The sequence below is a fragment of the Methylobacterium sp. genome (genome assembly GCF_028290105.1).
In the GTDB taxonomy this organism is placed as follows: domain Bacteria; phylum Pseudomonadota; class Alphaproteobacteria; order Rhizobiales; family Beijerinckiaceae; genus Methylobacterium.
In genome coordinates this window covers 1-10,029 of the sequence record NZ_JAQGKL010000274.1, presented here as the reverse complement: position 1 = coordinate 10,029, position 10,029 = coordinate 1, and the positions used below count along the sequence as shown (strand labels likewise).

General features: G+C 71.1%; 7 protein-coding genes and 1 other RNA gene. 1 reads left to right on the top strand and 7 read right to left on the bottom strand.

Going from position 1 to position 10,029, the window contains the following annotated elements:
* Positions 1-22 precede the first annotated feature (22 nt).
* The 7 genes from JWQ05_RS18995 to gloA form a co-directional block, all read right to left on the bottom strand.
* Positions 23-1,483, bottom strand: coding sequence for a UDP-N-acetylmuramoylalanyl-D-glutamyl-2,6-diaminopimelate--D-alanyl-D-alanine ligase (locus JWQ05_RS18995; protein ID WP_299661899.1), 1,461 nt, complete (start codon positions 1,481-1,483; stop codon positions 23-25).
* Positions 1,480-2,958, bottom strand: a complete 1,479-nt coding sequence (locus JWQ05_RS18990) for a UDP-N-acetylmuramoyl-L-alanyl-D-glutamate--2,6-diaminopimelate ligase (RefSeq protein WP_299661897.1) — start codon at positions 2,956-2,958, stop codon at positions 1,480-1,482. Before JWQ05_RS18990 ends, JWQ05_RS18995 begins: the two co-directional genes overlap by 4 nt.
* Entirely contained in the window at positions 2,955-4,703 is a 1,749-nt protein-coding gene (locus JWQ05_RS18985; RefSeq protein ID WP_299661902.1) for a penicillin-binding protein 2, read from the bottom strand. Before JWQ05_RS18985 ends, JWQ05_RS18990 begins: the two co-directional genes overlap by 4 nt.
* A gap of 146 nt (positions 4,704-4,849) precedes the next feature.
* Complete coding sequence (locus JWQ05_RS18980) at positions 4,850-5,278, bottom strand: hypothetical protein (RefSeq protein ID WP_299661894.1); 429 nt, start codon at positions 5,276-5,278, stop codon at positions 4,850-4,852.
* Positions 5,275-6,324 carry a 16S rRNA (cytosine(1402)-N(4))-methyltransferase RsmH gene (gene rsmH / locus JWQ05_RS18975; RefSeq protein WP_299661891.1) on the bottom strand — a complete coding sequence of 350 codons (1,050 nt, stop codon included), beginning with the start codon at positions 6,322-6,324 and terminating at the stop codon, positions 5,275-5,277. Before rsmH ends, JWQ05_RS18980 begins: the two co-directional genes overlap by 4 nt.
* 357 nt (positions 6,325-6,681) lie before the next feature.
* An RNA gene (rnpB, locus tag JWQ05_RS18970) (RNase P RNA component class A) lies at positions 6,682-7,093 on the bottom strand.
* A gap of 113 nt (positions 7,094-7,206) precedes the next feature.
* Positions 7,207-7,647: a lactoylglutathione lyase gene (gene gloA, locus JWQ05_RS18965; protein ID WP_299661888.1), complete on the bottom strand. Its 441-nt coding sequence runs from the start codon at positions 7,645-7,647 to the stop codon at positions 7,207-7,209.
* A 130-nt stretch (positions 7,648-7,777) separates the two neighbouring features.
* Between gloA and pepN the strand changes: the two genes are divergently transcribed.
* Positions 7,778-10,029 (top strand): aminopeptidase N (gene pepN, locus JWQ05_RS18960; RefSeq protein WP_299661885.1); only part of this gene is annotated, 2,252 nt, incomplete at its 3' end.

The window sequence follows — 10,029 nt, the reverse complement described above, 5'->3', positions numbered from 1 at the left end:
GCCGATGCGAAGTCAGTCGCCCTCAGCGCGCGGCGGCGTGGGGCGGTTCGGCTTGGGCCTTCGCGTACCGGGCTTTGAGCGCTTCGACAATCCGGCCCATGCGGATGCTGTTCGATCCCTTGACCATGACGGCGTCGCCGGGGCGCAGCACGGAGAGCACGGGGTCGAGCAACTCGGCGGATGTGGCCGCAGCGGCGCCGCGCCGGCTCACCGGCAGCGCCTCGAAGAGGTTGCGCATGAGCGGCCCGGCCGTGAAGACGAGGTCGATGCCGGCCTCCTCGACGGGGCCGGCCAGCGCGCGGTGGTGGCTGTCGCCCTGGGCCCCGAGTTCCAGCATGTCGCCGAGCACCGCGATGCGGCGCCCGCGCGGGCCGGTCTCGATGGCCGCCAGCGTCGCGAGCGCCGCGCGGATCGACGCCGGATTGGCGTTGTAGCTCTCGTCCACCAGGAAGGCCTCGCCCTCCCCGATCGCCAGGGCCGTCCGCTCGCCGCGTCCGACCGGCGGCCGCAGGGCGGCGAGCGACAGGGCCGCGCGGGCGAGGTCGGCGCCGAGCGCATGCACCACCGCCATGACGCCGAGCGAGTTCATCGCCGTGTGCCGTCCGGGCGTGCCGAGCTGGTAGGTGACGGGGATGCCCATGACGACCGCGTCGACCACCGAGAGGTCGGGGCGCAGCACGATGCGGTTGGCGCGGACATCCGCCTCCGGATGCTCGCCGAAGGTGACGACGCGCCCGGCCCGCGAGGCCTGCGCGTGGGCGAGCAGCCGCGAGAAGCTCGGGTTGTCGCGGTTGATGATGGCGGTGCCGCCGACCTCCAACCCGGAGAAGATCTCGCCCTTGGCGTCGGCGATGGCCGAGAGCGAGGCGAAGTGCTCGATGTGCACCGGCTCGACGGTGGTCACGAGGGCGATGTCGGGCCGGACCATCGCGGTCAGCGGCACGATCTCGCGGGCGTGGTTCATGCCGATCTCGAACACGCCGAACGCGGTCTCAGCCGGCATGCGCGCCAGCGTGAGGGGCACGCCCCAATGGTTGTTGTAAGAGGCGATCGAGGCATGCGTCGCCCCTTGCGCCGACAGCACGTGGCGCAGGGCCTCCTTGGTGCCGGTCTTGCCGACCGAGCCCGTCACCGCGACGATACCCGCGTGGCTGCGCGCCCGGGCGGCGAGGCCGAGCGCCCGCATGGCCTCGAGGACGGGGTCTTCGCCCGAACCCGAGACCGCGAGGACCGGACCGACGGAGGCGAATTCCTGCGCACGCTCGGCCCAGACCACGGCGGCGCCGGCCCCGCGCTCCAGGGCGGCGTGCACGAAGTCGTGCCCGTCCCGCGCCTCGCCCAGGATGGCGAAGAAAAGGTCGCCGGGCTGCAGCGTGCGCGTGTCGATGGAGGCGCCAGTGATCGGCTTCGGCTGCCCGTGCAGCGTGCCGCCCGTGGCGGCTTCGAGGGCGGCCGGGGTCCAGAGCGGAGGCGTGAGGGTCATGCTGAGCGTTCCGCGATCGCAGCCCGGAGCACGTCGTGATCCGAGAAGGGCAGGACCTGTGACCCCACGATCTGGCCGGTTTCATGGCCCTTGCCGGCCACCACGAGCACGTCGCCGGGCTCCAGGGCGCGCACCGCCGAGCGGATTGCTTCGGCCCGGTCGCCGATCTCGACGGCCCCCGGGGCCGCCGCCAGGATCGCGGCGCGGATCGCGGCCGGTTCCTCGCTGCGCGGATTGTCGTCGGTGACGATGACCGCGTCGGCCTTCGCGGCGGCGATCCCGCCCATGATCGCGCGCTTGCCCCGGTCGCGGTCGCCACCGCAGCCGAAGACGAGGCGCAGGCGCCCTGTCGCGAAGGGGCGAAGCGCCGTCAGCACGCCGTCGAGGGCCTCGGGCTTGTGGGCGTAATCCACGAGGCAGAGGCCGCCATTGGCCTCGCCGATGCGCTCCATCCGCCCAGGCACCCCTGTGAGGTGTTCCAGCGCGGCGATGACACCCGGCCGGTCGGCGGCTCCAGCTGGGGTCGCCAACACGAGGGCGGCGGCGAGCAGCGCGTTCTCGACCTGGAAGCCGCCGACGAGGGGCAGGCGGATCGCATACTCCTCGAGATGGCCCGAGGCGCCGGGCGCCTGAAGGCGGAGATGCTGGTGGAAGCCCTCGGTGCGGGCCGCCAGGAGACGGACCGTATCGCCCTTGATGCCGGTGGTCTGGACGTCGAGCCCGCGCGCGGAGGCAGCGGCGACGACGACATCCGCATAGGCGCCGTCGAGGTTGACCACCGCCGGTATGCCAGGTTGTGCCAGCGTGGTGAACAGCCGGAGCTTGGCGGCGAGGTAATCCTCGATGGTGGTGTGGTAATCGAGGTGGTCGCGCCCGAGATTGGTGTAGCCCACCGCCGCGAGATCGACGCCGTCGAGGCGGCGCTGCTCGATCCCGTGCGAGGAGGCCTCCATGGCGAGATAGGCGATGCCGTCGTCGGCGAGCCGCGCCAGGGTCGCGTGCAGGGTGACCGGATCGGGGGTCGTCAGCGACCCGTAGGTAGCGCCCCTGTCCGTGACGATGCCGACCGTGCCGAGGCTCGCGGCGTTCGCGCCGAGACGCGACAGGATCTGGCGCACGAAATCCGTGACCGAACTCTTGCCGCTGGTGCCCGTGACGGCGACCACCTGCGCGGGCTGGCGGCCGGAGAAAGCCCGCGCCGCTAGGGCGAGGCTGCGGCGGACATCCGCGACCCCGAGATAGGGCACGGCCGCATCGAGATCGGTCGGACGCGCACCTTCGGCGACCACGGCCACGGCACCGGCCGCCGCCGCCTTGGCGGCGAATTGGCGGCCGTCCGCGACGGTCCCCGGAACCGCGACGAACACGATGCCGGGGCCGGCCTTTCGCGAATCCGCCGTCAGGCCGGTGACGGGCAGATCCGCGAAAGCCGCATCGGCCTCCGGAAACAGCCCGCCCAGGGTGGCGGCCCTCATCGCCCGTCCACCTGCGTGGCGTGGTAGGCGCCGAGCTTCACCATCAGGGGGAAGGGCTTCACGGGCGGATCGAATTGCGGCGGCAGGCCGAGGATCGGGGCGACGCGCTCGATCACCCGGCCGGTGACGACGCCGGAATTCCAGGCGGCGGTGGCGTAGCCGCCCGATTCCGGCAGGCCTTGCGGCTCGTCCATGATGGTGACGAAGAGGTATTTCGGCTTGTCCATGGGGGCGGCGGCCATGAAGGTCGTGAACAGGCGGTTCTTCACGTAGCGGCCGTGGATCACCTTCTCGGCGGTGCCGGTCTTGCCGCCGACGAAGTAATACGGGATCGCCGCCTTCTTGGCCGAGCCCTCGACGGCGTTGAGGCGCATGATGAAGCGCATCGCCTCGCTGGTCTCGGGCTTGAGCACGCGCGTGGCCTTGGCCATCGCCTCCTGGGTGGTGGTCTTGAGGAAGGTCGGCGTCATCAGGAAGCCGCCATTGGCGATGGCCGCCACCGCCGCCGTCGCCTGGATCGGCGCCACCGCGAGGCCGTGGCCGAACGCGATGGTGATCGTGTTGATCTCGGTCCAGCGCGGCGGCACCAGGGGCTCGGCGCTCTCCGGCAGTTCGGTCCGCATCCGGTCCGTCAGGCCCATCTTCTTCAGGAACGCCTTGTGGCCGGGCACGCCGATGCCGAGCGCCATCTTGGCCGAACCGATGTTGGAGGAGTGCGTGAACACCTCCGGCATGGTGATGACGCGGTTGGTACCGTGGTATTCGTGGATCTTCTGCCGGCCCCAGTTCAGGACGCCGCCGCGGGTGTCGAAGGTCGAGTTGACGTTGTACTTGCCGGAATCGAGTGCCATCGCGAGGGTCATCGCCTTGAAGGTCGAGCCCATCTCGTAGACGCCGACGTTCATCCGGTTGATGCGGTCGGGGTTCAGCGCGTCGGCCGGGTCGTTCGGGTCGAAGTCCGGCAGGGAGGCGAGCGCGATCACCTCGCCCGTCTGCACGTCGAGGATCATGCCGGCGGCGGCCTTGGCCTTGAAGTGGTCGAGGCCCCAGGCGAGCTCGTCGCGCACCGCGAACTGGGCGCGTAGGTCGATGGAGAGCTGGATCGGCGCGAGATCGGTCTGCTTGGCGACGAGCCCGAAATCGTTGAGGGCCTTGTTGCCCTGGTTGTCGATGTACTTCTCGATGCCCGCGATGCCGATGTTGTCGAGGTTGGTCACGCCGAGGATGTGGGCGGCGGCGGTGCCGTTCGGGTAGACACGCTTGTGGTCGGGCAGGAAGCCGATGCCGGGGATGCCCAGGCGATGGACCTCGGCCTGCTGCTTGGGCGTGATCTCGCGCTTGACCCAGACGAAGCCCTTCTTGGTGGAGAGCTTGGCGCGCAGGTCGGTGGCGTTGATCTGCGGCAGCACGGCGGTGAGGAGTTCGACCGCCTCGTCCTTGTCGTAGATGTTGCGCGGTTCGGCGAAGATCGAGACCGTGCGGATGTCGGTGGCCAGGATCTCGCCGTTGCGGTCGACGATGTCCGGGCGGATGGCGGTGGTGGCCGCCGCCGCGATCCGGCGGTCGCCGTTGTCGGGCTCGGGAAAGGCCGCCATGTAGATCAGGCGGCCGGAAATCGTGGCGAAGACGAGCGCGAAGCCGAGGCCCACGAGGCCGACGCGGGCGTAGGAGCGCTCGATCGCCAGGTGGAACATCGCCTTGACGCCGGCGACGAACCAGTTGGCCTTCGGCAGCGCCGGCGTCACGGTGGTCTCGGCGAGGCGCTCGGCCGGCGGTTCGGCGAGCGTCGCGGCATGGTCGCGCCGGACCGTCCCCGCCTCGTCCGGGGAAACGGTCGGCTCGGGCGCGTCGGCGGGCGAAACTTCCGGATGCGGGACTTCGGACACGGACACTACCTCGAAGTCGTGGTCGGAGTTCTGGTGGTGGTGGTGCGCGGCGTGATGCTGCCCGTGGCGCGCGGCTCGTCGGAGCCACGGCCGGCGGCCGGCTTCTCCTTCGGCGTCGCGGTCGCGGCCAGCAGGCGGCCGATCTCGTCGCCCCGGTCCGGCCGCGCCGGCAGGTCGGCGAGGCGCCCGAGATGCGAAGTGCCGATCGGCTCGAGGGCGAGGTAGCGGTCCACCGCCGCCTGCAGGCGGTCCGGGCGGGTGAGCAACTGCCACTCGGCGCGCAGGACCGCGATGGCCTGGCGCTCGCGCTTGAGCTGGCTCTGGGCCTTCGAGACCTGGCCGGCCTGGTAGAGGGTGTCGTACTTGATCGAGTAGGCGTAGATCGCCGATCCGATCAGGCCCAGCACCGCGACGAGGTTCAGCAAACGGATCACCGGCGCGCTCCTCCGCTTCGCCCCGTCCGCACCGGCAGGGCGGCGAGGGTTTCGATGGCCGCCAGCGGCTCGGGTGCCGGCGCGTCGGTCCGCCCCGCCGCGCGCAGCTTGGCGGAGCGGGCGCGCGGGTTCCTGGCGGTCTCCGCGTCCGAGGGCAGGACTGGGCCCTTGGTGATTGCGGTGAAGCTGCGGGGTGCGGGCGCCTCCAGGCTCGGCACGTGGCGCGAGGCCTGGGCGGCCCGGCCGCTGCGGGCCGAGAAGAACTGCTTCACGATGCGGTCCTCCAGCGAGTGGAAGGTCACGACCGCGAGGCGGCCGCCCGGCTTGAGGATGCGCTCGGCGGCGTGCAGCGCCTGCACCAGCTCGCCGAGTTCGTCGTTCACCGCGATGCGCAGGCCCTGGAAGGTGCGCGTCGCCGGGTTGATGCCGCTGGCCGGGTCCGCCCAGACCACGCTCGCCACGATCTCGGCCAGCGCGCCCGTGGTCTCGATCCGGCCCTTGCGCCGCGCCTCGATGATGGCGCGGGCGACCGCCCGCGAGCGGCGCTCCTCGCCGTAATGGTAGATGATGTCGGCGAGGTCCGCCTCCTCGTATTCGTTGACGAGGTCGGCCGCACTCGGTCCGGCGCGCTCCATGCGCATGTCGAGGGGGCCGTCGTTGCGAAACGAGAAGCCGCGCTCGGGCTGGTCGATCTGCATCGAGGAAACGCCGACATCGAGGACGACGGCGTCGGCCTGGGCGTGGCCCTCGGCGCGCAGGCAGGCATCGAGGGTGCCGAAACGGCCCGGCACGAGGGTCAGGCGCCCGGCCGCTTCCGCCACCAGCGGCGCGCCGCCCGCGATGGCGCCGGGGTCGCGGTCGATGGCCAGGACCTGCACGGACGGATCGGCGCCCAGCATGGCGCGGGTGTAGCCGCCCGCCCCGAAGGTGCCGTCCACCGCCAGGGCGCGCCCGGGCAGGTCGAGGGCGTTCAGAACCTCCTCGAGGAGGACGGGAACGTGCGGCGCTCCGTCGATGGCGCGCGTGGTGCGCGGCGCACGCGTCATCGCGAAGCCTCGGCGCGCGCGACGGACGGAAATGAGAGATGTGAGGGCTCGACCGGACTGAAGCGGCGCATGCGTCCCTTCCACGGGGCTGGAGCGCGCTGGCGCGGCTCGGAGAGACGGGGCGTCTCCGGGTCGACGCGTGGCGCGACCGCGCATGCGGACGCCGGCCTGCCTGGGACAGGCTGCGTCCGTCGATCCGAAAATCGCCGTTGACGGGATGAATCGGGGTACCATGGGCCTCTGAGCGCCGTCAACGAACCGGGCCGGGTGGGGCGGCCGGGGGCGATCAGACCTCAGCAAGGTTAACCGAGCGTAAGTTTCGGCTGCGGTTTCAGCCGCAAACGCGGGCGCAGGAAGCGGATCAGTCGGCCTTTAAGCCGGGTTCTGTAGGGCCCGGACGCCTTGCGGCGCCCGAACGTGGCGGCCATTCCTCTGGGACGATCGTTACCGACCGCCTCGAGCAACCAACCCGGGCGACGAGCCTGGAGAGAGGGCCTGAACGAGCCGTGAGGCCCGCCGTGTCGCCCCTATTCGGTTTTGCTCCCGGTGGGGTTTGCCGTGCCGTCCGCGTTGCCGCGTCCGCGGTGCGCTCTTACCGCACCCTTTCACCCTGACCCTGCCTGAAGCAGGGCGGTCTGCTCTCTGTGGCACTGTCCCTGGGGTCGCCCCCGCCGGACGTTATCCGGCACCGTCTCTCCATGGAGCCCGGACTTTCCTCCCCGGACAGGGTCGTCGGACCCTGGCCCGGAGCGGCCGCCCGGCCGACTGATCCGGCGCGGATGTGCGCCGGGCGGGCGCGGCAGGTCAAGGGCGATCGGCCGCGTGCCGGGCAAAGTCGCGAAACCCGCCGCCTCGCTCACGCGGCGAAGCGGCGGGGACGGCTCACCAGGTGCCGGTGTTCTCCATCGACGACCAAGGCTCCTGCGGGGGCTTGGCGGCGCCCTTCTGCAGAAGCTCGATCGAGATGCCGTCCGGCGACTTCACGAAGGCCATGTTGCCGTCGCGGGGCGGCCGGTTGATGGTGACGCCGGCCGCCTGAAGCTTGGCGCAGAAGGCGTAGATGTCGTCGACCTCGTACGCGAGGTGGCCGAAATTGCGTCCGCCCGAATAGGATTCCGGATCCCAGTTGTGGGTCAGTTCGATGACGGGCGCCTGGGTCTCGCGGGCGGTGCCGGCGTCGCCGGGGGCGGCGAGGAAGACCAGGGTGAAGCGGCCCTTCTCGTTGTCGACCCGGCGCACTTCCTGGAGCCCGAAGGTGTTCACGTAGAAATCGAGGGCCCGGTCGAGGTCCGCGACGCGGACCATGGTGTGAAGAAATCGCATGGCTTGAGTGCTCTCCGAGGGATGGCGCCTATGTGGTCCGGCGCTCGCACGCGTCAACGAGGCTGCCTCCTTGCGCGTTGCGCCATCCCCTCCCGCCCCGCAAAATGAAGGCTCAGCCAGAGGACGCCGCATGCGCACCGAGACACCGATCACGATCCGCCTGGAGGATTACCGCCCCAGCGACTACCTGATCGGAACCGTGGCGCTCGCGGTCTCGCTCCACCCCACCGCGACGCGGGTGCGCGCCGAACTGAGCCTGCGTCCCAACCCGGCCGGATGCGCCGGAGCGCCGCTGGTCCTCGACGGGGACGACCTGACGCTGGTGAGCCTCGCCCTCGACGGCACTCCCCTCCTGGCGGAGGCCTTCGAGGCCACTCCTTCGGCCCTGACGCTTGCGAACCCGCCCGCCGGCCCGTTCACGCTGACCATCGAGACGCTGGTCGACCCCAGCGCCAACACCAAGCTGATGGGGCTCTACTGCTCGAACGGCGTCTACTGCACGCAGTGCGAGGCGGACGGCTTTCGCCGGATCACCTACTTTCTCGACCGGCCGGACGTGATGGCGGTCTACACCACGCGCATCGAGGCGGACCGCGACGAGGCGCCGGTGCTCCTCGGCAACGGCAACCCCGTCGAGGCCGGGGAGGCCGGCCCCGGGCGCCACTACGCGATCTGGCACGATCCGCACCCGAAGCCGGCCTATCTCTTCGCCCTGGTCGGCGGACGCCTCGACCGGGTGCGCCGCGACTTCACCACCAGCGAGGGACGCGCGGTGGACCTCGCCGTCTACGTCGAGCCCGGCAAGGCGGACCGCGCGGATTACGCGCTCGAGGCCATCGCCCGCTCGATGGCCTGGGACGAGAGCGCCTTCGGCCGCGCCTACGACCTCGACGTGTTCAACGTCGTCGCGGTCTCGGACTTCAACATGGGCGCGATGGAGAACAAGGGCCTCAACATCTTCAACGACCGCTACGTGCTGGCCTCGCCCGAGACCGCCACGGACGTGGATTACGCGGCGATCGAGGCGATCATCGCGCACGAGTATTTCCACAATTGGACCGGCAACCGCATCACCTGCCGCGACTGGTTCCAGCTCTGCCTCAAGGAGGGGCTGACGGTCTATCGCGACCAGGAATTCTCCTCCGACATGCGCTCGCGCGCGGTGCATCGCATCGGCGAGGTGCGGACCCTGCGCGCCCGGCAATTCCCCGAGGATGCCGGTCCCCTCGCCCATCCGGTCCGGCCGACGCGCTACACCGAGATCAACAACTTCTACACTGCGACCGTCTACGAGAAGGGCGCCGAGATCGTCCGGATGCTGCGTACGCTGCTGGGTGCCGCCGCCTTCCGCGCCGGGATGGACCGCTACTTTGCCGATTACGACGGCACCGCCGCCACGGTGGAGGATTTCCTCGCGGCCTTCGCGGCAAGCTCGGGCCGGAACCTCGACGCCTTCGCGCGCTGGTACGAGCGGCCCGGCACCCCGCGCGTGGCCGTGCGCGGCACCTACGATCCCGAGGCATGCAGCTACCGGCTCGACTTCCGGCAGAGCCTGCCGGGGGCCCCCGACGCGCAGCCCCTGGTGATCCCGGTGAGCCTCGGCCTCGTCGGCGCCGACGGTCCGCTCACCGGGGCCGTCAGCGACCGGGTCCGGGACGGCGTGTTCGTGCTGGACTCTGCCAGCGATGGCCTGACCTTCACGGGGGTCGCCGCGCCGCCCGTGCCCTCCCTGTTTCGCGGCTTCTCCGCCCCGGTGCGGATCGAGATCGACATGGCGGATGTCGACCGGCTCACGCTGCTGCGCCACGACAGCGACCCGTTCAACCGCTGGCAGGCGGCCCAGAGCGTCGCCATGCGCCTCCTCGTCGAGGGAACCCGCAAGGGGCTCGCACCGGATGGGGCCGTCACGGATTTCACCACCGCGCTCGGCGCTTTCCTCGATGGGGAGGCCCTGGCCGACCCGGCCTTCGCGGCCCTGGTCCTGGCAAGCCCGAGCGAGGCGGATGTCGCCAACGAAATCGGCGCGGAGATCGACCCGGACGCCATCCACGATGCCCGCCACGCCCTGCGCCGGCACCTCGGCGCCGGCCTCGCCGACCGCCTGCAGCGCCTGCGCGACGCCCTCGCGGACGCACCCGGCACGCCCTTCAGTCCCGACGCGGAGGCCGCCGGGCGCCGCTCCCTGCGCAACGCCGCCCTCGACCTGATCGCGGCGGCGGACCCGGCGGCGGCGACCGCACTGGCGAGCGCCCAAATCGACGAAGCCACCACGATGACCGACCGGCTCGCGGCCCTGTCGGTCCTGGCCCAGATCCCTGGGCAGGCCCGCGAGGATGCGCTCGAACGATTCGCCGAGACCTACCGATTCGAACCCCTCGTGCT